General features: G+C 64.3%; 21 protein-coding genes and 2 tRNA genes. 13 read left to right on the forward strand and 10 right to left on the reverse strand.

Annotation, left to right across the window (positions count from 1 at the left end; translation table 11 throughout):
- Window positions 1-48: 48 nt before the first annotated feature.
- From xerD to JAB4_RS25710, 5 genes are all read right to left on the reverse strand, one after another.
- The gene (gene xerD, locus JAB4_RS25690; RefSeq protein WP_175444799.1) at window positions 49-963 is read right to left on the reverse strand and encodes a site-specific tyrosine recombinase XerD; all 915 of its coding nucleotides are present in this window, start codon (window positions 961-963) and stop codon (window positions 49-51) included.
- A complete protein-coding gene (locus JAB4_RS25695) occupies window positions 963-1,463 on the reverse strand; it encodes a methylated-DNA--[protein]-cysteine S-methyltransferase (protein ID WP_070223055.1) in 501 nt (166 codons plus the stop codon). Before JAB4_RS25695 ends, xerD begins: the two co-directional genes overlap by 1 nt.
- A 425-nt stretch (window positions 1,464-1,888) precedes the next feature.
- Window positions 1,889-3,169: a TRAP transporter large permease subunit gene (locus JAB4_RS25700; protein ID WP_070223052.1), complete on the reverse strand. Its 1,281-nt coding sequence runs from the start codon at window positions 3,167-3,169 to the stop codon at window positions 1,889-1,891.
- Window positions 3,166-3,738 carry a TRAP transporter small permease gene (locus JAB4_RS25705; RefSeq protein WP_034746865.1) on the reverse strand — a complete coding sequence of 191 codons (573 nt, stop codon included), beginning with the start codon at window positions 3,736-3,738 and terminating at the stop codon, window positions 3,166-3,168. The genes JAB4_RS25700 and JAB4_RS25705 overlap by 4 nt, the downstream gene beginning before the upstream one ends.
- A gap of 116 nt (window positions 3,739-3,854) precedes the next feature.
- Complete coding sequence (locus tag JAB4_RS25710) at window positions 3,855-4,853, reverse strand: TRAP transporter substrate-binding protein (RefSeq protein ID WP_070223050.1); 999 nt, start codon at window positions 4,851-4,853, stop codon at window positions 3,855-3,857.
- 130 nt (window positions 4,854-4,983) lie between these two features.
- Between JAB4_RS25710 and JAB4_RS25715 the strand changes: the two genes are divergently transcribed.
- The gene (locus tag JAB4_RS25715; protein ID WP_070223048.1) at window positions 4,984-7,008 is read left to right on the forward strand and encodes a PAS domain S-box protein; all 2,025 of its coding nucleotides are present in this window, start codon (window positions 4,984-4,986) and stop codon (window positions 7,006-7,008) included.
- A 26-nt stretch (window positions 7,009-7,034) separates the two neighbouring features.
- Entirely contained in the window at window positions 7,035-7,619 is a 585-nt protein-coding gene (locus tag JAB4_RS25720) for a response regulator (protein ID WP_070223047.1), read from the forward strand.
- A 104-nt stretch (window positions 7,620-7,723) separates the two neighbouring features.
- On the opposite strand, the gene JAB4_RS25725 is transcribed toward JAB4_RS25720, so the two are convergent.
- Together JAB4_RS25725 and JAB4_RS25730 are read right to left on the reverse strand one after the other, a co-directional pair.
- Window positions 7,724-8,551, reverse strand: a complete 828-nt coding sequence (locus JAB4_RS25725) for a siderophore-interacting protein (protein ID WP_070223045.1) — start codon at window positions 8,549-8,551, stop codon at window positions 7,724-7,726.
- A 22-nt stretch (window positions 8,552-8,573) separates the two neighbouring features.
- On the reverse strand, window positions 8,574-9,221 hold the full coding sequence (locus JAB4_RS25730; RefSeq protein WP_070223043.1) for a PadR family transcriptional regulator: 648 nt from the start codon (window positions 9,219-9,221) through the stop codon (window positions 8,574-8,576).
- A 146-nt stretch (window positions 9,222-9,367) separates the two neighbouring features.
- Between JAB4_RS25730 and JAB4_RS25735 the strand changes: the two genes are divergently transcribed.
- Window positions 9,368-9,712 carry a DUF3052 family protein gene (locus tag JAB4_RS25735; protein WP_175444797.1) on the forward strand — a complete coding sequence of 115 codons (345 nt, stop codon included), beginning with the start codon at window positions 9,368-9,370 and terminating at the stop codon, window positions 9,710-9,712.
- A gap of 7 nt (window positions 9,713-9,719) precedes the next feature.
- On the opposite strand, the gene queG is transcribed toward JAB4_RS25735, so the two are convergent.
- Window positions 9,720-10,811, reverse strand: a complete 1,092-nt coding sequence (gene queG, locus JAB4_RS25740; RefSeq protein ID WP_070223039.1) for a tRNA epoxyqueuosine(34) reductase QueG — start codon at window positions 10,809-10,811, stop codon at window positions 9,720-9,722.
- A gap of 78 nt (window positions 10,812-10,889) precedes the next feature.
- Between queG and tsaE the strand changes: the two genes are divergently transcribed.
- The 3 genes from tsaE to JAB4_RS25755 are packed head-to-tail and all read left to right on the forward strand — an operon-like array spanning window position 10,890 to window position 13,590.
- The gene (gene tsaE, locus JAB4_RS25745) at window positions 10,890-11,378 is read left to right on the forward strand and encodes a tRNA (adenosine(37)-N6)-threonylcarbamoyltransferase complex ATPase subunit type 1 TsaE (RefSeq protein ID WP_070223037.1); all 489 of its coding nucleotides are present in this window, start codon (window positions 10,890-10,892) and stop codon (window positions 11,376-11,378) included.
- Window positions 11,342-12,739, forward strand: a complete 1,398-nt coding sequence (locus tag JAB4_RS25750) for an N-acetylmuramoyl-L-alanine amidase (RefSeq protein ID WP_070223035.1) — start codon at window positions 11,342-11,344, stop codon at window positions 12,737-12,739. The genes tsaE and JAB4_RS25750 overlap by 37 nt, the downstream gene beginning before the upstream one ends.
- 14 nt (window positions 12,740-12,753) lie before the next feature.
- Complete coding sequence (locus tag JAB4_RS25755) at window positions 12,754-13,590, forward strand: D-hexose-6-phosphate mutarotase (RefSeq protein WP_070223033.1); 837 nt, start codon at window positions 12,754-12,756, stop codon at window positions 13,588-13,590.
- 98 nt (window positions 13,591-13,688) lie between these two features.
- On the opposite strand, the gene JAB4_RS25760 is transcribed toward JAB4_RS25755, so the two are convergent.
- On the reverse strand, window positions 13,689-14,720 hold the full coding sequence (locus JAB4_RS25760) for a carbonic anhydrase family protein (protein WP_070223031.1): 1,032 nt from the start codon (window positions 14,718-14,720) through the stop codon (window positions 13,689-13,691).
- A 157-nt stretch (window positions 14,721-14,877) separates the two neighbouring features.
- Window positions 14,878-15,528 (reverse strand): VTT domain-containing protein, encoded by a 651-nt coding sequence (locus tag JAB4_RS25765; protein ID WP_070223029.1) that lies wholly within the window; start codon window positions 15,526-15,528, stop codon window positions 14,878-14,880.
- Between the two features lie 248 nt (window positions 15,529-15,776).
- On the opposite strand from JAB4_RS25765, the gene JAB4_RS25770 reads away from it, so the two are divergent.
- The 7 genes from JAB4_RS25770 to JAB4_RS25800 all read left to right on the forward strand — a co-directional run bounded on the left by JAB4_RS25770 (window position 15,777) and on the right by JAB4_RS25800 (window position 21,968).
- Entirely contained in the window at window positions 15,777-16,715 is a 939-nt protein-coding gene (locus tag JAB4_RS25770) for a peptidylprolyl isomerase (protein ID WP_070223027.1), read from the forward strand.
- Between the two features lie 143 nt (window positions 16,716-16,858).
- A complete protein-coding gene (gene mutL, locus JAB4_RS25775) occupies window positions 16,859-18,772 on the forward strand; it encodes a DNA mismatch repair endonuclease MutL (RefSeq protein ID WP_070223025.1) in 1,914 nt (637 codons plus the stop codon).
- Window positions 18,773-18,871: 99 nt separating this feature from the next.
- A complete protein-coding gene (miaA, locus tag JAB4_RS25780) occupies window positions 18,872-19,819 on the forward strand; it encodes a tRNA (adenosine(37)-N6)-dimethylallyltransferase MiaA (protein ID WP_070223023.1) in 948 nt (315 codons plus the stop codon).
- Between the two features lie 227 nt (window positions 19,820-20,046).
- Window positions 20,047-20,123: transfer RNA gene (locus JAB4_RS25785), tRNA-Met, on the forward strand.
- Between the two features lie 59 nt (window positions 20,124-20,182).
- Window positions 20,183-20,259 (forward strand) — tRNA-Met (locus JAB4_RS25790).
- 180 nt (window positions 20,260-20,439) lie between these two features.
- Complete coding sequence (locus tag JAB4_RS25795) at window positions 20,440-20,967, forward strand: sigma-70 family RNA polymerase sigma factor (protein WP_070223020.1); 528 nt, start codon at window positions 20,440-20,442, stop codon at window positions 20,965-20,967.
- Window positions 20,964-21,968 carry a FecR domain-containing protein gene (locus JAB4_RS25800; protein ID WP_070300266.1) on the forward strand — a complete coding sequence of 335 codons (1,005 nt, stop codon included), beginning with the start codon at window positions 20,964-20,966 and terminating at the stop codon, window positions 21,966-21,968. Before JAB4_RS25795 ends, JAB4_RS25800 begins: the two co-directional genes overlap by 4 nt.
- Window positions 21,969-22,022: the final 54 nt, after the last annotated feature.

The raw sequence follows: 22,022 nt of genomic DNA on the forward strand, positions 1-22,022 counted from the left end.
TAAGCATATAAGGCACATTATGACGTAGTTGGAGCAAACTCCAAATGTTTAGCCTCGCGGATGATGCTGCGCATGCAGCAGTTTCAGCCGTTCACGGGCCACATGCGTGTAAATCTGCGTGGTGGAAATATCGGAGTGCCCCAGTAACAATTGCACAACACGCAAGTCCGCACCGTGGTTCAGCAAATGCGTGGCGAACGCGTGGCGCAAGGTATGCGGCGACAGCGGCGCCGTGATGCCCGCGTTCAGCGCGTGTTTCTTGATGATGACCCAGAACATTTGCCGCGTCATGGCGCCGCCGCGCCGCGTGACGAACAGCGCGTCGTCCATCTGCCCGTCGAGAATCACGCCGCGCGCCTCCTTCAGGTAGCGCTCGATCCACAGTCGCGCCTGTTCGCCGAACGGCACCAGCCGCGTCTTGCTGCCCTTGCCCGTGATGCGCAGCACGCCATCGTTCAGGCTCAGTTCCACCGATTGCAAGTCCACCAGTTCCGACACGCGCAAGCCGCTGGCATACATGAGTTCGAGCATCGTGCGCTCGCGCAAGCCCAGCGGCGTGCTCACGTCGGGCGCCGCCAGCAACGCTTCCACCTGCGCTTCGCTCAGGGTATGCACGAAGCGCGCCGGCTGCTTGGCCGACACCATCTTCAGGCACGGGTCGGCCGCGATATGCTTGTGCCGCAAGGCCAGCTGGTAAAACCGCTTGAGCACAGAGAGGCGCCGGTTCGACGACGTCGCCTTGCTTTCGTCGTGGCGGGCGGCAAAATACGCCTCGATGTCGGCCGTGGATACCTCATACAGGCCCTCGCGCCCGGGCCGCGCCACTTCCAGCCAGCGGGCGAACAGCCGCATGTCGCGCCGGTAGGCATCGAGCGAGTTTTTCGACAGGCCGTCTTCCAGCCACAGGCTGTCGCAGAATTCATCGATCAGGGTGGCGTTGTCGGGCGCCAGCAGACTGTTCATCATCGGTAAGCTTCCACGCCTTCATGCGCCAGCAGCCAGCGCTTGACGCCCAGGTGGAAGCCGGTCGCATCGTCATGGTGGGCAAAGCCGCCCAGACCGCCGGCGGCCGTCACGCGGTGGCAAGGGATCACCACGGGAAACCAGTTGGCGCCGCAGGCCTGGCCCACGGCGCGCGGCGCCGAACCGATCAGGCGCGCCACGTCGCCATACGTGCGCACCTGGCCGCGCGGGATACCGGCGATCGCCGCCCATACGCGTTGCTGGTAAGCGCTGCCCAGGCCCGCCAGCGGCAGGTCGAACGGCGCATCGGGGTCGCGGAAATAGCGCGCCAGTTGTTCGCACGCCCGCTCGGAGACGGCATCCTGCGGATCTTTCTCGGCAAAGTGCGGCGGCAAATACACGAGTTCGCGCAACTGGCCGTCCTGCGCGCGCACGCCCATGGCGCCGAACGGCGCGGCCACGATGGCGCTGAACAGTTCACTGCCCTGTTGTTTTTTCATCTGCTGATCATTATTCAAGTGTGGCATATATGCAACTTGCCGGCGCCGGAAACCGCGCCACGGGAATTATGCACCGACTTTGGGCGTGCCGGCGGACGTTTCCTGCGCACGAAAAAAAAGCGCACCAGCCGGTGCGCTTCAAATATTGCTTCACGTTCCCGGTCGTTTGGGTCCGCCGGTGCCGGCTTGTGGCCGCAGACAGCTATGACTCAACAACTTCTGTGAAACGTGTGTCTCCTCAATATATCCCCGGTATCAATACCGTTTTTATAGACCACTCCCCCACTAACCTTGTTGCCAATTCTGTATTTCAGCCTTGCTACCGGGGCGCATATGCATATACGTGTTTCCCCTTAAGGCTGCCCATCATAGCGCATTTGTTCGGCAGGATCGACTTTTTTTGCACCATGAAGGGGACAACTGTTTTAGTTGTAAATTAAATTTGGCAACCACAGCGAGATTTGTGGTACGTAGGTAATCAAGCCCAGGAAGGCCAGCATCGTCAGCAGCCATGGCATCACGGCCACGGTCAGCTCCGAGATGCCCATCTTGGTGATGCCGGACGCCACGTACAGGTTCAAGCCCACGGGCGGATGGCACATGCCCACTTCCATGTTGACCACGATCAGGATGCCGAAGTGCACGGGATCGATGCCCAGCTTCATGGCGACGGGGAACAAGATCGGCGCCATGATCAGCACGATGGACGACGGCTCCATGACGTTACCAGCCAACAACAACAGTACGTTGACCACCAGCAAGAAGCTGATCACGCCCAGGCCCTTGCCCGTGATCCATTCGGCCATCGCTTGCGGGATGTTCTCGCTGGTCATCAGGAACGAGAACAGCACGGCATTCGTGATGATGTACAACAGCATCGCCGACATGGCGGCCGAGTCGAGCAAGACCTTGCCCACTTGCTTGATCTTCAAGTCCTTGTAGACGAAGACGGCAATGATGAAGGCGTACACGGCAGCCATGGCGGCCGCTTCCGTGGGCGTAAACGCGCCCGAATAGATGCCGCCCATGACGATGACGATCAACAGCAGGCCCCAGGCGCTCTTCTTGAACGTGACGAAGCGTTCGCCCCAGCTGGCCTTCTGCATGCGCGGATAATTGTGCTTGCGCGCCAAAAACCACGTGGTCAGGCCCAGCAGCATGGCCAGCATCATGCCGGGAATCACGCCCGCCATGAACAGCTTGCCCACGGACGTGTTCGTGCTGACGGAATACATCACCATCACGATCGAGGGCGGGATCAGGATGCCCAGCGCGCCCGAAGTCGTGATGACGCCGGCGCCGAAACCGCGCGGATAGCCCTGCTTGACCATGGCCGGCAGGATGATGGAGCCGATCGCCACCACGGTGGCGGGGCTGGAGCCGGAAACGGCGGCAAACAGCGCGCACGCCATCACGCCGGCCAGCGCCAGGCCGCCGTGCCAGTGGCCGACCATGGAGCTGGCGAAGTTGATCATGCGCCGCGCCACCCCGCCATGCGTGAGGAAGTTACCCGCCAAAATGAAGAACGGGATGGCCATGATTTCGAATTTCTCGATGCCCGTGAAGATCTTCAGGGCCACCGATTCGATGGGCACGCTGGTCATGGTGAACAGGAACGTCAATACCGTCAGGCCCAGCGAGATGGAGATCGGCATGCCGGTCAGCATCAGTGCCAGCAGCAGCACAAAAATAATCAGCGCGTTCATGCCTTGGCTCCTTTTTCTTCCGCCGTCAGTTCATCTTCCAGGCCCTCGACGTGCGAGTGGTCGTGTTTCGGCAAGGCGCCCGTCTTGATGAAATGCACCATCACCTGCAGGAAACGGAAGCACATCAGGTAGGAACCGAGCGGCACGGCCAGGTAGACCAGCCACATCGGTATTTCCATGTCGGCCGAAGTCTGGTCCGTGTGGCCGATCGACCACACGAAGCTGGCGCCCAGGGTCCCGACGATGCCCGTAAACAGGGCGCCGGCGCCCAGGCCGAAGACGATGAAACGGTCGCGCCAGCGCGGGTTCATGCGGTTGATCAGCACGTCAACGCCCACGTGGATGCCCGTGCGCACGCCATACGCGGCGCCGAACTTGGCCATCCAGACGAACATGTAGATGCACAGTTCCTGGGCCCAGCTGGTGTTGATTTGAATCAGGAAGTCTTGCAGGCCCGGAATCGGCAAGCCTGCCAGGTAGCGGTGCACGACCGCGACGAAGATGATGAAGGTGGCCGCGCCCATCAGGGTCGCGATCAGCCACTCTTCCAGGTGATCCAGAAATTTCATGGTGGACTTTCAAAGAATGCGGGTGCACGCACTCCCGCGCAGGACGCGCGGGAGTCGTTCAAACGGACCGGCAGGGATGCCCTGCCTGCCGCGCCAGGCGGCGCGGCCAGCGCGGCTTACTTCGCGCTTTCCTTGTTGATGGCCGAGATCAGATCCTTGCCGATGCGCCCTTCCATGGCCTTCTGCACGGGTGCCAGCGCCTTGCGCCATTCGGCCTGTTCCTGCACCGTCAGCGTATAGATCTGCGTCTTGCCCGCTTTCTTGATGGCGTCGAGGGCCTGATCGTTGTCGCGCTGGGCGATGGCTTTTTCAAACGTGGTCGCCTCGCGCATGGCTTTTTCCAGCTGCGTGCGGATATCGGGCGGCAAGCCATCCCAGAATTTCTTGTTGACGATGACGGCATAGCCCAGGTAGCCGTGGTTCGACACGGTCACGTGCTTTTGCACTTCATGCATCTTTTGCGTGTACATATTCGATGGCGGATTTTCCGTGCCGTCGACCACGCCCGTCTGCAGCGCCTGATACACTTCCGAGAAGGCCAGCACCTGCGGGTTGGCGCCCAGCGCGCGCATTTGCGCGTCAAGCACCTTCGACGACTGGATGCGCATTTTCAGGCCCTTGAAGTCGGCCGGGGTATGCAGCGGCTTGTTGGCCGACATCACCTTGAAGCCATTGTCCCAGTAGGCCAGGCCCGTGATACCCTTGGGCTCGAGCTTTTTCAGCAGGCTCTTGCCGATTTCGCCTTCGGTGACGTTGTACAACGCCGTCTTGGTGGGGAAGATGTAGGGCAGGTCGAACGCTTCGAATTCCTTCACGCCCAGCGGGCCGAACTTGGCCAGCGATGGCGCCAGCATCTGCACGGCGCCCAGCTGCAGCGCTTCGAGTTCTTCCTTGTCCTTGTACAGCTGGCTGTTCGGGTACAGTTCGACCTTGACCTTGCCATTCGTGGCTTTTTCGGCCAGCTGCTTGAAGCGCTCGGCGGCCTGGCCTTTCGGCGTGTCCGTGGCGACGACGTGGCTGAACTTGATGACGATGGGGGCTTGCGCGTAAGCGTGGACGCCGGCGGTGGCGCCGATGGCCGCGCACAGCGCGACGAACATGGTTTTCATCTGCATTTTTGTCTCCTGAATGGTGTTTAGAAAAACTTTATTATTTGTCTACTTGAATATTGTGCCAAAGAAACTGCCTCGGCTATTGTGGTTAACCACAATAGCCGGTTCCCGATAAGCCGCTACCCTGCCAGCCATGCCGACTCCCCCCACCCTTGCGCGCCGCTTCAAGCTATCGAGTCCGATGCGCTGGCTGCTGCCCGTCATCCTGCTGCTGCTGTTCCTCTCCATCCTGTTCTGGCTACCCTGGCAGGCACGCCAGATGGAAAGCAACGAGCGCCAGGAGCAGCTGATCGCCGATACGCTGTGGGTGGAGCAGACCATCCGCTTCCAGCTGGCGCGCAACGAGGAAAGCCTGTTCAACCTGGGCGTGGACATCGCCAGCGGCTCCCTGTCGGCGGAAAAAGTGCACGAACGGCTGCAGCAGATGCTGCGCAATGGCCGCGAATTGCAGCGCGTGCTGTGGCTCGACACGAGCGGCAAGGTGCTGGCCACCAGCGACAACAATCTGCCGCACGCCCTGTCGTTTGCGCCGGCCTCGCTGACGGCGGCCGACAATGCGCGCCGCCTGCACCGGGGCCAATACGCCCAGCCTTCGCAGCAGACGGGCTTTCCCGATACGCCGCCGGGCGCCATGCTGATGGATTACCACCAGCCCCTGTTCGATGGTCAGCGCTATGTCGGCAGCCTGGTGGCCACCTATCAGATCAGCAGCCTGCTCGATGAAATGGTGCCGTGGTGGTTTGCGCAGGATAACCAGATTTCGCTGATCGACCGCGACGACAAGGTGCTGGCGCGGCGCGCCGCCGCCGGTCCCGGCCACGGCGTGTACACGCACAAGCGCGCGCTCGACGTGCCCGGCGCCACCATCACCCTGTTTACCGACAGCGTGAAAAGCCAGCCCAAGCTGCTGCCCAATCTGCTGGTCGGCTCCGTCATCGCCCTGTCGCTGGGGTTATTATGGAGCTTGCTGGCCCTGTGGCGGCATATTTCGCGCCGCCTGGTGGCCGAGGGCGCGCTGCGCCAGCAGATGCTGTTCCGCACGGCGATGGAAAACTCTTTGGTGACGGGCATGCGCGCGCGCGACCTGGAAGGAAGGGTCACCTACGTGAATCCCGCGTTTTGCCAGATCGTCGGCTATCCGCCCGAGGAAATCCTGGGCCGTCTGCCGCCCATGCCCTACTGGGTGCCCGAAGCGCTGGAGGAATACCAGCAGCGCTTCGTCAAGGCCCTGGCCGGCAATCCCACGCCGCAGTTCGAAACCTATTTCCAGCGCCCGGACGGCACGCGCGTGCCCGTGCTGATCTTCGAAGCGCCGCTGGTGGACAAGAACGGCCAGCAGACGGGCTGGATGGGTTCCGTGCTCGACATCTCGGACCGCAAGCGCGTCGAGGAACTCAATCGCCAGCAGCAAGAAAAGCTGCAAACGAGCTCGCGCCTGGCCACCATGGGCGAGCTGGCGTCGATGCTGGCGCATGAACTGAACCAGCCGCTGGCGGCCATTTCCAGCTACACGACAGGGGCCTTGAATTTGATCCGCCGCGCCATCGAGCATGACGCCCCCGTCGATCCGGGCACCCTGAAGCCGGCGCTGGAACAGGCCAGCGCGCAGGCGCAGCGGGCCGGCCAGATCATCCGCAGCGTGCACGATTTCGTGCGCAAGAGCGAACCGCAGCGCCAGGATATCGCCCTGCGCACCCTGATCGACGGCATCCGCGCGCTGATCGACCTGCAGGCGCGCAAATACTATGTCACCATCCAGGAAGAGCTGCCGCCGGACCTGCCGCTGCTGCGCGCCGACCCCGTGATGATCGAGCAAGTGCTGCTGAACCTGACGCGCAACGCCATCGAGGCGATGCAGGATGCGGCACCCGGACGGCGTATCATGCGTCTGCGGGCCAGCCACGACGCGCAGCAAGGCATGGTGACGGTGGACGTGATCGACCATGGCCACGGCATCCCGGTGGACGTGGCCGAGCGGCTGTTTTCGCCGTTTTTCTCGACCAAGTCCGAAGGCATGGGCATGGGCCTGAACATCTGCCGCACCGCCATCGAATTTCACGGCGGCGCGCTGACCTTCGGCGCCAACCCCGCTGGCGGTACCATCTTTACCTTCAGCGTGCCGGCCGCGCCGCGCGCCGCACCAGGTAATAACGAATAACGAATAACCGACAAGCCGGAGACACCATGCTACACATCATCGACGACGAAGAAGTCGTGCGCGACTCCCTCTCCTGGCTGGCCGCCTCGCGCAGCATCGAGGCGCGCAGCTACGCCAGCGCCCAGCAATTTCTCGATAGCCTGGACGGCGGCTTCGACGCCGCCGGCGACTGCGTGCTGCTCGACGTGCGCATGCCCGACATGAACGGCATCGCCCTGTTCGACCAGCTGGTCAAGCGCGACCTGACGGCGCGCCTGCCCGTGATTTTCCTCACCGGCCACGGCGACGTGCCGATGGCCGTCGACAGCCTGAAACGGGGGGCCTTCGATTTCTTTGAAAAGCCGTTCAACGACAACGACCTGATGGACCGCGTGCAGCAGGGCCTGGCCAACTCGCGCCAGGCGGGCGAACTGGCCGCCGTGCATGCGCGCCTGGCCACCCTGTCGTCACGCGAACGCGAAGTGCTGGACCTGATTTTGGCGGGCAAGATGAACAAGGTGGTGGCCGACAAGCTGGGCATCAGCATGCGCACCGTGGAAGTCCACCGCGCGCATATCTTCGACAAGATGCAGGTCAAGACGGCGGTGGAGCTGGCGGGGTTGTTGAAGTAATGGCGGTAACGTTGGATTACGCCGTATATTGCAACGCAGGTCGGCGTAGGTCGGGTTAGCGCAAAGCGCGTAACCCGACACCACCACCACCACCACCACCACCATCACGCATCGTGATGCTCATGGTGCTCCGCCGCCCCATGCTTCCAGTAACTGGCCACATGCAGATGCTGCTTCGGCACCCCGGCGTCGATAAAATGCCCGCGCAAGCCCTGCACCTGCGCGTGCTCGCACGCCACCCACACGTAGCCGTCGCCCTCTGACGGTAGCGCGATCTGGCGCAAGGCGTCGAGCAGCAGCGGGCCCTGGCGGCCATTGCGCGCCACCCAGCGCAGGTCCAGCTGCGCCGCGCACTCGAGCGCGATCTGCTCGCCGTCTTCGACGATCTCGATCACGGCGATGGCCCGTGCCGTGGCCGGCAGCTGCTCCAGGCGGCGGGCGATGGCCGGCAAGGCCGTCTGGTCGCCCACCAGCACATACCAGTCGAAGTCGAGCGGCACCAGCATCGAGCCGCGCGGCCCGCCCACGCCCAGGGTCTGGCCGGGCGCCGCTTGCGCCGCCCACAACGATGCAGGCCCGTCGCCATGCAGCACGAAGTCGATTTCCAGCTCGCGCCGTTCGGCGTCGTAGCGGCGCGGCGTGTAATTGCGGGCGATGGGGCGCGGCCCTTCCGCATACTCGATGGGATTGGCGCCATTGCCCAGCACGGGGAACACGGGCGTGGTCTGACCCGGGGCGGGGAAGAACAGTTTCACGTGGTCGTCGTGCGCGGGCGAGACAAAGCCATCCAGGTCGTCCCCCGCCAGCGTGATGCGGCGCATGTGCGGCGTCAGCTGTTCGGTACGCACGACGGTGAGCACGCGCAGTTTCAAGTCATGCCGCACGCGCTCGATGGCATGCGGACGTGGTGTTGCAGGTGAGGCAGTAGTCATTGCTTGTCCTTGTAAAGTGGGCTCAGTGGCCGTCGACGATGGCGTTCGCCGCCTGTTCCAGCACGGCGGACACGCGCTCGGCTTCCGCTTCGCTCCAGCTGGTCTTGTTCAGCAACAGCGCATGCTTGAGGGTGTGCATGGCCTGGCGCACGCGCTCGGGCAAGGCGTTGCGTGCCTGGACGCGGGCAAACATGTCGAGGCGGGCCAGGATGCCGTCCACCTGGGCGCGATTCTCGTCGAGATAGGCGCGCCCCAGCTCCGTGATCGTGTAGAGCTTCTTGCCGCTGGCGCTTTCGGAGGACGTCACATGATCCTGCTCTTCCAGCAAGGTCAAGGTCGGATACACGGCCCCTGGGCTGGGGGCATACGCGCCGCCGCAACGCTCTTCGATGGCCTTGATGATTTCGTAGCCGTGACGGGGGCTGATTTCGATCAGCGCCAGCACGATCAGTGGCAGATCGCCGCGGCCGAAGACGCGCTCGGCCCGTTCGCCGCGCCCGCCCCGGCCACCGGGGCCGCCATGGCCCATGCCGTCGCCGCGCTCGTCGAAGCCGCGCGGGCCGCGGCCGTGCATGAAGTATTCGTGACGGTCTTCGTGGCGATGCCCGCCTTGATGGTGATGGTGATGTTCGCCGCAATGGCCGTGTTCTGCGTGGTGTGAGTTTCTCATGTTTTCTCTTTAAAGATATATCGTTAGTAGGTATCGCTATTTTATAACGATATATCGATAAGTCAAGGAGAAATTTGTTATGCTCGTCTTTTCTCCCTCCACGCGTAAATGCCATGCCCGACAAAACCGTTGCTGAAAAAATGGTTGTGAAAAATGCCAGAGCCCTGGCCGTGCTCAATGACGGCGGCGAGCATGCCGCCCTGCTGGCGCAGTTGCCGGCCGAACGGCGGGTAAGCGAAGGAGAAAACGCCGACTGGCTACTGCTGTTCGCGCGCAGCCGCGCGGAACTGGAGCAGTTCCTGCCGGCGGCGCAGGCGCGCCTGGCGCCGGGCGGCGCGGTCTGGGTGGCGTACCGCAAGGGTGGCATCAAGGCGGGCAGCGATATCCACCGCGACGATATTCGCCTGTATGCGCAGGCAACAGGTCTCGACAGCGTGGCGATGATCGCCATCGACAGCGAGTGGTCGGCGCTGCGCCTGAAGCAGACTTAAACGCAGCTCAAGCGATGCCGTGCAAGGCCAGTGCCCATTCGACGTGTTCGCGCACGATGGCCGACGGATGCGCGCGGCGCGACAGCAGGGCCGCGACGATGTCGGCCTGGCCCCGGGCCTTGGCGGCCGCGTTGCCCATGCCGACGGCCAGGTTGCGCAGCCAGCGTTCGTGGCCGATGCGGCGGATCGCGCTGCCTTCCATGCGGCGGTTGAATTCCTCTTCCGTCCAGGCGAACAGTTCCACCATGCCGGCGCTGCCCAGGCTGTGGCGCTCGTCGAAGTCGGGCACGACGGCGCGCTGGGCGAACTTGTTCCACGGGCAGACGGTCTGGCAATCGTCGCAGCCGTACACCTTGTTGCCGATCAGGGGACGCATCTCGACGGGAATCGCGCCCTTCAGCTCAATCGTCAGGTAGGAGATACAGCGGCGCGCGTCAAGCTGGTACGGCCCCAGGATGGCTTGCGTCGGGCACACCGTGATGCACGCCGAGCACTGGCCGCAGCGCGGGGTCTCGGGCGGGTCGACGGGCAGCGGCACGTCGATGAGGATCTCGCCGAGGAAAAAGAAGGAACCGCCCTGTCGGTTGATCAGCAAGGTGTGCTTGCCGCGCCAGCCCAGGCCGCCCTTTTGCGCCAGCTCGACTTCCATCACGGGCGCCGAATCGCTGAAGACGCGGTAGCCGAAGTCGCCGATCTCGCCCTTGATGCGGTCGGCCAGCTGCTGCAGGCGCGAGCGCATCACCTTGTGATAGTCGCGGCCCCGCGCATACACGGAGATCACGGCCGCCGCGGGGTCGGCGTCGCGCGCCGCCTCGTGTGCGCGCCAGTCGGGGCCCAGCGCCGGCGGCAGGTAGTTCATGCGCGCGCTGATGGCACGCACCGTGCCCGGCACCAGTTCGGCCGGGCGCGCGCGCTTCATGCCGTGGCTGGCCATGTAATCCATTTCGCCGTGATACCCTGCATCGAGCCAGGCCTGCAACGGTGCTTCCATGTGCGACAGGTCCACGTCGGCGATGCGCACCTCGGCAAAACCCAGCTCGCGCCCCCATTCCTTGATGGTGCGCGCCAGGACGGCGAGATCGGTGGTGGTGGCGGACATAGGGGACTTTACGGAAAACGGCAGGCGCGCGGGCGGTTACAATGACAGCAGCCTCCATTTTATGCGATACGGAAGATCATGACCGAACACTTCACAGCCCACCTCCACGACGAAGCCGGCACCGCCGCGCTGGGCGCCGCGCTGGCGCGCGCGCTGGCGCCGGGCCTGGCGATCTACCTGCACGGCGACCTGGGCGCCGGCAAGACGGCCCTCACGCGCGCCCTGCTGCACGCGGCCGGCCACGCGGGCCACGTCAAAAGTCCCACCTACACCTTGTCCGAACCGTACACGGTGCAGCTCGACGGCCAGAGCGTCAACGTCATCCACTTCGACCTGTACCGCATGGGCAGTGCCGAAGAATTCCTCGACGCGGGCTTCCGCGAAGACTTCGACGGGCGCAATATCTGCATCGTCGAATGGCCGGAAAAAGCCGAACCGGTGCTGCCGCCGGCCGACCTGAATATTTATTTGAACGTTGCGGGTACAGGACGTGATGTAGAATTGCAAGCGTCTTCTGAATTGGGTCTGTCATGCCTTCACCGTCTCAAATTCGCCCCGAACCTTTGATCTCCTCGCCCATCACCCGGCGCACGGTGCTCAAGGCCGGCGGCACCCTGCTGTTGTCCGTGTTCGCGCCCATGTCGGCGATGGCGGCGCAAATTCTCGCCGTGCGCGTCTGGCCGGCCGAGGACTACACGCGCGTCACCCTGGAAAACGACAGCATCCTCAAGGCGACCCACTTCATCGTCAAGGACCCGGAACGGCTGGTGGTCGACATCGAAGGGCTGGAACTCAATCCCACCTTGAAGGGCCTGGTGGCGAAGATCCAGTCGAACGACCCGTACATCAAGCAGGTGCGCGTGGGCCAGAACCGGCCCAATGTGGTGCGCCTCGTGTTCGACCTGAAAGAGGAAGTCACGCCGCAGCTGTTTACCCTGCCGCCGGCCGGCTCCTACAATCACCGTTTGATCTTCGACCTGTATCCCGTGCGCGAGCCGGACCTGATCGCGCAAATGATCGAAAAGGGCGACTGGTCGAGCGACCCGGCCAAGCCGCCTATGGCCGACACGCATACGCCGCCGCCCGCGCTGCCGCTGCCCGAGAGCGGCAAGCCGCCCGTGGCCGCCGTGACGCCGCCGGCGCCCACCGTGCCGCCCGTGCCCGAACTGCGTCCGGAACAGCGCCCCGAAGCGCGCCCCCTGCCGGGCCAGAAAGTCGTGCGCATGATTACCATCGCGCTCGATCCCGGCCACGGCGGCGAAGACCCGGGCGCCATGGGCAGCCGGGGCAGCCGCGAAAAAGACGTGGTGCTGGCCATCGCCAAGCGCCTCAAGACCAAGCTGGAATTGCAGCCGAACATGCGCGTCATGCTCACGCGCGACGCCGACTTCTTCGTCCCGCTGGGCATGCGCGTGGAAAAGGCGCGCAAGGTGCAGGCCGACCTGTTCGTCTCGATCCACGCCGACGCCTTCATCCAGCCGACGGCGCGCGGCTCGTCCGTCTTCGTGCTGTCCGAAAAAGGCGCCACCTCGACGGCCGCGCGCTGGCTGGCCAACAAGGAAAACCAGGCCGACCTGATCGGCGGCGTGAACGTGAAGAACCACGACAAGCAGCTGGCCAGCGTGCTGCTCGACCTGTCGACGACGGCGCAGATCAATGACAGCATGAAGCTGGGCAAGGCCGTGCTGCGCGAAATCGGCGGCATCAACCGCCTGCACAAGGGTTCCGTCGAGCAGGCCGGCTTCGCCGTGCTCAAAGCGCCGGACATCCCGTCCATCCTGATCGAGACGGCCTTCATCTCGAATCCGGAGGAAGAAGCCAAGCTGACCGACAACGGCTACCAGGACCAGATGGCCGACGCCATCGTCACGGGCATCAAGAATTATTTTGCGAAGAATCCGCCGCTGGCGAAAAGCCGTTTGACCTGACATGAAAGCCTAGCATGAGCAACAGCACCTTTGGCCAGTTGCCGGCCGTGACCATCCGCGCCGCCGATGGCGCGCAGGCGACCGTCACCCTTTACGGCGGCCACCTGGTCTCGTGGCAAACCAGCGATGGCCAGGAGCGCCTGTTCTGCAGCCGCGATTCCGCCCTCGACGGCAGCCGCGCCATCCGGGGCGGCGTGCCCGTGATCTTCCCCCAGTTCGGCGCGCGCGGCACAGGCATGCGCCATGGCTTTGCGCGCGTGGCGACCTGGCAGCTGGAATCGACGGGCGACGCCGATGGCACCGCATGGGCGCAATTCATCCTGCAGCACACGGTCCTGCCGGAGGCGATCGCCGCCAGCTGGCCCTGGGCCTTCACCCTGCGCCTGCGCGTGGCGGTGCAAGGCCAATCGCTGGAACTGCACCTGTCCGTGCACAACACGGGCGAACAGGCGTTTCCGTTCTCGGCCGCCCTGCACAGCTATTTTGCGATCGATCGATTGAGCGAGGCCCGCGTTGGCGGCCTGCAGCGCGTGCGCTATTCGGATGAGACGCCGCAAGATGCCTTGCAGGCGGAAGAGGAGCTGCAATTTTCGGACAAACTGGACCGCATCTATTACCAGCTGCCGGGCGCCCTGACCCTGCAATCCGGCGGCCACACCTTGCGCCTGGAGCAGCAGGGCTTCACGGATGCCGTCGTGTGGAACCCCGGCGCGCAGGACGCGGCCGCCCTGCCCGACCTGGGCGACGACGAGTACCAGCGCTTCATCTGCATCGAGCCTGCCCTGATCCAGCCCGACCTGCTGGCCGCCGGCGCCGAATGGACCGGCCGCCAGCGCCTCGAATTTATGTAAGAGTGACTGAAAAAGTCCAGGGCTAGGCGCCTTGCCGAAGGCAGTACGCATGTACGACGAGGCATGGCAACAACGCCATGGGCTTTTTTCAGGCGCTCTTAGTTTGATTCCTTGATGATGCGTCCGTTACCGGCTTGCACCGGGCGCGCATTGAGCGGATACAAACGGCTGAACAGCGCCATCTGCGCCGGCGAAGCCTGCACCGGCTGCTTCATCACCAGCCACAGCACGCCCTCGCTGCACGGCGGCGAAGTCAGCGATCCCATATACGTGTAGTAGTCGCGCCGCGCCGGCAGCATCTCGGCCGGGTCGAGCAAAATGGTCGGCTGCATGGTGTCGAATTTTTCCAGCGGCAGGTTGTTCCATACGGTCTGGATGGTCGCTTGCGGCGCGCCCCGCTCCAGCAGCAGCGCCAGCACCGCCAGCCGGCCTTCCGCATCGCGATGCACCAGGTGCACCACCATTTCGAATGCCTTGCCATTGATGCGCTCTTCGGACGGACGGTGGAAATGGAATTGCTGCAGCTCGAACATGCGGTTCTGCACCGTGATGTAATTGCCGCCGCTCACGCCCACCTGCACCGTGTGGCCATTGTCGACCACATTGAACGACGACGGGTGGTAGTCAAAGCTGATCTGCTCGAGCTCGACCTTCATGCCATCGCGGATATCGATCGGCGACTGGCGGTTGCCATTGCCGCACTTGGCCCAGTCGACATTGATCTTGCTCCAGTTGGCCGGACCACTCTCCCCCTCGTACGACCAGTGCGTGCCGCGCGCCACGGGCGGCGGTGGCGGCGGCGCGGCCTTCACCACGGCGGCCCGCTTGGCGCGGGCGGCGGCGCGGGCCGCCTGGGTGGCGCGCATTTCCGCCAGGCGCGCCGCGATGCGTTCGGACAGGTCGACTTCGGCCGCTTCTTCCTTCTCGCGCGCCGTGGGCGCGACGACGACAGGCGCCTTGGCCTCCTTGCCCTTCACCGATTCGGTCAGGGTTTTCATGGCGGCCGCGCGCGCCGACGCCGACATCGGCGCGGAGGCGGCCGCGCGCGCCGAAGCGGGGGCATCTTTGGCGCTTGCCATGGCCGCCATCGCGGCAAGGCTGCAAGCTAACAGGGCGCTCAAATGTCGCATGGAAATCCAGAAAGTGAGAATACCTTCTGGTTTACGGCTGGAAAGCAACAAAACTTGAATCAGCGCAGGTGTAATACAGAAACAACGCGGAGAAAAACGGGATCCGGGGCCGGCTGCGGGCTGTGCCGCAGCGCGCTTGCCCCGGATCCATGCGGCCTTAGGCCGACTTGCCCACCATGCGCTTGTAGAGTTTCCACAAGCCGCCCAGTACCACCGGCACGACCGCGGCGCCGACACCGATCAGCACGATCAAGGTCAGGTGGTCGCGGATCCACGGAATATTGCCGAAGAAGTAGCCCGCCGTCACCAGACCGACCACCCACAACAGGGCGCCCGTCACGTTGTACATCTGGAAGCGCGCATGCGTCATGTCGGAAATGCCGGCCACGAACGGGGCGAAGGTGCGCACCACCGGCACGAAACGGGCCAGGATGATGGTCTTGCCGCCGTGCTTTTCAAAGAATTCATGCGTGCGGCGCATGGCATCCTTGTTGATCCAGCGGTAATCGTGGGTAAACACCCTTTGCCCGATGGCCTCGCCTATCCAGTAATTGAGCGTGTTGCCCGTGACGGCGGCCGTCACCAACAAGGCGATCAGCAAGCCCAGGTGCATCTGTCCCGTCGCGCAAAACGCGCCGGCGATAAACAATAAGGTATCCCCAGGGAAGAAAAACAGCACCACGAGGCCTGTCTCGCAAAAAATAATGGCAAACAGCACCGCATACACGAGGGTACCGTACTGCTCGATCAAGAGGCCCAGCGTCTTGTCGACATGCACGATCATGTCGAGGAATTGCACAAAATCCATATATTTTTCCCTAAAGGTAGCGGCGGAATCATACACCACCCGGCCAGCGCAACGGCAGTCCCCGGGCCGATATTTCGTGATTAATTCGGCAGCGCCCTTGGCGATGTGGCATTTTAAGTAAAGGTTAAGGAAACGCCATATCGGCAGGCAACTGTCAGGATTGCCATCTGCAATGTTTTTACAGCGAAATATTGCCATTCCGGTATACACTTTCTCCACGGCGCAACCCGCGCCCACCAGGAGAAAACATGTATCGACACCCATTGAGCGGCCTGACCATGGCCACCGTACTGGGCCTTGCACATCTGACGGCCCACGCGGCCCCTGTCCAGATCAAGGCGCCCGCCGAACTGCCCGCCAAGGCGACCTTGGCCGACGTGATCAAGGCCTCGAAGCCGTCCGACTGGCGTGCGCTGGACCCGGACAACACCCTGTACCTGGACATTCCCGCCGGCCGCGTGGTGATCGAACTGGCGCCCGACTTCGCACCGAAGCACGTGGCCAACATCAAGGCCCTGGTGGCGGAACAGTATTACGACGGCCTGGCCATCACGCGCGCGCAGGACAACTGGGTGGCCCAGTGGGGCGATCCGAACGAGAAAAATCCCAAGCCCATCCAGCACGCCCAGCGCACCCTGCCCGGCGAATTCACCGTGCCATTGAAAAACATCAAGAGCTTCACGCGCCTGCCGGACGTTGACGGCTATGCGCCGCAGGTCGGCCATTCGAACGGCTTCCCATCCGCGCGCGACCCGAAAACCGGCACGGCCTGGCTCACGCATTGCTATGCCACCGTGGGCGTGGGCCGCGACAGCGCCAGCGATAGCGGCGGCGGCACCGAGCTGTACGCCGTCATCGGCCAGTCGCCGCGCCACCTGGACCGCGACATCACGGTCGTCGGCCGGGTCGTCTCCGGCATGCCATTGCTGTCCACCCTGCCGCGCGGCACGGCGCCCATGGGCTTTTACGACAGCCCCGAGAAAAACGTGCCGATCAAGTCCATCCGCCTGGCCGCCAGCGTGCCACCGGAACAGCGCGTGAACCTGGAAGTGATGCGCACCGACAGCGCCGCCTACCAGGCCGTGCTGGAAGCCCAGCGCCACCGCGGCGGCCCGTGGAGCAAGGTCACGGCCGGCCACGTCGACCTGTGCAATGCGCCGATACCGGTGCGGGAGGTGGCGAAGTAAATATGGATCAAGGCTGGGGTCAGACCCCCGGGTACGTTAGCGCCAAATTTTGTGTTAACGGTGTTGAGGGTCTGACCCCAAGTACGTTGGCGCTACGCTTTGCGTAGGCGGCGTTGCGGGTCTGACCCCGGTATAATTAAGGCATGAACGCTCCCATCACGCCCCACCGCCCGATCCAGGCCCTGCCTGACCAGTTGATTTCGCAAATCGCCGCCGGCGAGGTGGTCGAGCGGCCGTCGGCCGTGGTCAAGGAGCTGCTGGAAAACGCGCTCGACTCGGGCGCCACGCAGATCACGGTGCGGCTGGAAGAAGGGGGCGTGAAACGCATCGCGATCACCGACAACGGGCGCGGCATCGACAAAGACCAGCTGCCGCTGGCCTTGGCGCGCCACGCCACCTCGAAGATCGCATCGCTGCACGACCTGGAAAACGTGGGCACCCTGGGCTTCCGGGGCGAGGCACTGGCCTCGATCGCCTCGGTGGCCGCCGTCACCGTGACCTCGCGCACGATGGATGCGGCCCATGCGTGGGAAATCGTCGGCTCGCACAACGGCAGCGTGTCGCCGTCGTCGGGCGCGCACGGCACCACGGTCGACGTGCAGGACCTGTATTTCAACACGCCCGCGCGGCGCAAATTCCTCAAATCCGAGCAGACGGAGTACGGCCACTGCGCCGAAGTCGTGCGCCGCATCGCGCTGGCGCGGCCCGACGTGTCGTTCTCGCTGTCGCACAACGGCCGCACCATCGACCAGTGGAATATCAGCGAACTGGCCAAGCGCAGCGCCCACATCCTGGGCAACGACTTCGCCGAAGCGCGCCTGGCGCTGGACGAGTCGGCCGGCAGCCTGCGCATTCACGGCTTTGCCGGCTTGCCGACGGCGTCGAAGGCGCGCGCCGACGGCCAGTTCTTTTACGTCAACGGGCGCTTCGTGCGCGACAAGCTGCTCGTGCACGCCGTGCGCATGGCCTACCAGGACGTGCTGCATGGCGACCGCTTCCCGTCGTACGTGCTGGCGCTCGACCTCGACCCGGCCCTGGTCGACGTCAACGTGCATCCGTCGAAGATCGAAGTACGCTTCCGCGACAGCCGCTCCGTGCACCAGTTCGTCTTCCACGCGGTGCAGCGCGCGCTGGCGCAGACATCGGCCACGGCGTTCGGCAGCGTGCCGGCACCGCTGCCGGCAGCCTCCACCCTGGGCGGCGGCGACGCCGGCTCAGCTAATGGCGGCCCCGGCATCTGGCGCCGCGAACAGACGCAGACCTCGTTCGGCGCGCAATTTACGAATACCTTCGCGCCCGCCTCGCCCGGCGCGGCCCGCCCCTTCTTTGCCGACGCGCCAGGCGTGGCCCAGGACACGGCGGCCTACGGCGCCCTGTTCGGCGGCGGCGCAGGTGCCGCCAACTCGCCGGTCACGCAGGCGGAGCCCTACATCGCCTCGCCCGAAGCGATGGCGCGCGAAGAATATCCGCTGGGCTTTGCCCTGGCCCAGCTGCACGGCATCTACATCCTGGCGCAGAACACCAAGGGCCTGGTGCTGGTCGACATGCACGCGGCGCACGAGCGCATCCTGTACGAACAGCTGAAAAACGCGCTGCAGGCGCAGGTCTCCGGCCAGGACATGCAGGTGCAATCCTTGCTGATCCCCGTGACGTTCTACGCGGACGCCATCGAAGTGTCGACGGCGAATGAAAACCAGGAGACGTTAAAAGCGCTGGGCTTCGATATCGCCGCCCTGTCGCCCACCACCCTGGCCGTGCGCTCCGTGCCGACCCTGCTCAAGAACGCGGACGCGCAAACCCTGGCGCGCGACGTGCTGCGCGACGTGCGCGAATACGGCGGCTCGCGCGTGCTGATCGAGCGCCAGAACGAATTGCTGGGCACCCTGGCCTGCCACACGGCCGTGCGCGCCAACCGGATCTTGTCGGTGCAAGAGATGAACGCCCTGCTGCGCCAGATGGAGAGCACGGAACGCGCCGACCAGTGCAACCATGGCCGACCCACCTGGGTGCAGGTCGAGATCAACGCGCTAGACAAGCTGTTCCTGCGCGGCCAGTAGGTCGGATTAGCGCAAGCGTAATCCGACACTGCAGCGGCGTCATCACGTCGGCTTACGCTTGCGCTAAGCCGACCTACGCATCACCTTACACGAGTCAACATGCAAAACACCCCACACCTCCCCCTGGCCGTCGCCATCATGGGCCCCACGGCCAGCGGCAAGACGGCCAGTGCGCTGGCCATCGCGCAAGCGATCCCGTCCGAGATCATTTCCGTCGATTCCGCCCTCGTCTACCGGGGCATGGATATCGGCACGGCCAAGCCGTCGCAAGAAGAACTGGCCCAGGTACCGCATCATCTGATCGACATCATCGACCCGCTCGATGCGTATTCCGTGGCCCAGTTCCGCAACGATACCCTGCGTCTGGTGGCGGACATCTCCGCGCGCGGCAAGCTGCCGCTGCTCGTCGGCGGCACCATGCTGTACTTCAAGGGCCTGGCCGATGGCCTCGACGACTTGCCCGGCGCCGATCCGGTGCTGCGCGCCCGGCTGGAAGAAGACGCGGCCGCCATCGGCTGGCCCGCCATGCATGCGCGCCTGGCCGAGCAGGACCCCGTCACGGCCGCGCGCCTGGCGCCGCAGGACGCGCAGCGCATCGGCCGCGCGCTGGAAATCATCGCCCTGTCCGGCCAGCCCATGTCGGCCCTGCTGGACCGCCGCGAAAAGACCGTGCTGCCATTTCAATTGCAATCGTTCGCGCTGGAGCCGTCCGACCGCGCCGTGCTGCACGCGCGCATCGCCACGCGCTTCGACCTGATGCTGAAAAACGACGCCCTGCTCGATGAAGTGGAGCAGCTGCGCCGGCGCGGCGACCTGCACCCGGGCCTGCCCTCGATGCGCTGCGTGGGCTACCGCCAGGCCTGGGAATACCTCGACGGCCGCATCGACCGCGCCGCGCTGCGCGAGACCGGCATCATCGCCACGCGCCAGCTGGCCAAGCGGCAGCTGACATGGCTGCGCTCGATGCCGGAGCGCATCGTCATCGATTGCCTGGGAGCTGATCCGGCCAATGCCATGCTGGCACAAATCGCCCCTTTGCTGACATAAGCGTCGCCACACAACAACTGGCCAAGCGCTAGGCTCGACTTAGGTTACGCTCGATGCCGGAACGCATCGTCATCGATTGCCTGGGACGTGACCCGGCCGCGGCCATGCTGGCGCAGATTCAAGCGTTGCTGAAATAGCCATACAACAATCCACCACGAAAAACCCGCACATTTTTTTGCGCCAGCATTGACAAGGAAATCGGAAGACTGGATAATGCTCGGCTGTTGGGTGATATAGCTCAGTTGGTTAGAGCACAGCATTCATAATGCTGGGGTCGGTGGTTCAAGTCCACCTATCACCACCAAAGAACATCGATCAGGTTTCACCTGGTCAAAACCAGCATCCGGTCTGACCGGTCTGTTTGGTGATATAGCTCAGTTGGTTAGAGCACAGCATTCATAATGCTGGGGTCGGTGGTTCAAGTCCACCTATCACCACCAAGAATTTGCAGCATTGATGAACCCGCCCTGCCCCGTGCAGCGGCGGGTTTTTTCATTTCCGGCCGCCGCGCATGCGGCCTGCGCGCAACACCCGCCCCCTCCGCATGCAATCGGGGATTGTGGCGAGACGCCGCTGGCGCTTACAATGAGAATAATTCTCATTTATATTATTCATTCCCCATGTCCGCCATCCAACCCAGCCTGCAACAGCAAGTGCAGTCGCTTTACAGCGAGCATCATGGCTGGCTGGTGGGCTGGCTGCGCAAAAAGCTCAGCTGTCCGCATGGCGCGGCCGATGTGGCACAAGACACGTTCGTGCGCATCATCGCCTCGCGCGACGCCCTGTTCGGCATGCGCGAGCCGCGCGCCTATCTGTCCACCACGGCGAAGCGCTTGCTGCTCGACCGCGCGCGCCGGCAGGTACTTGAACGCAGCTACCTGGCGGAACTGGCCCTGCTGGCCGACAGCCTGCCCGGCGCGCCGTCGCCGGACGAGATCCTGATGGCAGTGCAGGCGCTCGGGCAGATCGCCACGGCGCTGGCCGGCTTGTCCGCCAGGGCGCGCGACGCCTTCTTGCTGCACTACCTGGAAGAGCAGCCGCAGGCCGCCGTCGCCGCGCAGCTGAACGTCTCCACGCGCATGGTGCAAAAATACCTGGTGCAAGCCTTGCTGGCCTGCCGCCACGCCTGCCCGGCCATGGCGGCATGAAGGGCGCGCGCACCGACGCGACAGCCGAACAGGCCGCGCAGTGGATCGTGCGCCTGAGCGCCGACGACCCGGCCGAGCGCGAACAGGCACGCTCCGGCTTCGCCGCATGGAAGGCGGCCGACCCGCTGCACGCGAACGCAGCGGCCGGCATGGAAAACCTGCTGCGCCAGTTGCACGCCGTGCGCGAGCCGGCCGGCGGCGACCATCGCCCCGCCCGGGCCGCCCTGGCCGCCATCTCCCCCGATCGCCCCCGCCAGCGCCTGCGCCAGCTGGCCGCCGCCAGTGCCGTCGCCATGCTGGTGCTGGGCACGGCCATGGTCGCCAGCGAGCGCCCCGCCTACCTGCTGGCCGACCTGCGCAGCCCCACAGGGCAATGGCAGTCGCACATCCTGGCCGACGGCAGCCGGATCACCCTGGCCGGCGGCAGCGCCGTCAACGTGCGCTTTACTGCGGGCGAGCGGCACGTGGAACTGGTGCGTGGCGACATCCTCGTCGACGTCGCCAAGGATGTGCAGCGCCCCTTCATCGTCGACAGCAGGCAGGCGGCGATCCGCGCGCTGGGCACGCGCTTTAGCGTGCGCCGGGAAGACGGCGCCACCATCCTGAACATGCTGGAGTCGACAGTATCGGCGCAGGTGCCGCAACATCCTGCCGTCGTGGTGCGGGCGGGCCAGCGCACGCGCATCACGGGCGATGGCGTCGGACCGCTAACAACCATCGATGCGGTCAGCGTGCAGCAAGCGTGGCACGCGCACCAGCTGGTGGTCGACGACCAGCCATTGGCCGAGGTGCTCGACGAGCTGGCGCGCCACCGTCCCGGCCAGCTGCATTACGACCGCGCGCAGATCGCCGGCATCCGCGTGGCGGCCGTGCTGCCGCTGGACGACACGGACAAGGCGCTGCAGCTGTTGATCGACAATTTCCCGCAACTGCGCATCCGCATGCTGACGCGCTACCTGGTGATGGTCGACGCGCCAAGCACTGGCACCGCAAAAAAATAATTTGCCACGCAGGTTCGTGTTGGCGCATCTCGCGCGTCAAGGCAGCTGAGATCA

Source organism: Janthinobacterium sp. HH102, assembly GCF_001758625.2.
In the GTDB taxonomy this organism is placed as follows: domain Bacteria; phylum Pseudomonadota; class Gammaproteobacteria; order Burkholderiales; family Burkholderiaceae_D; genus Janthinobacterium.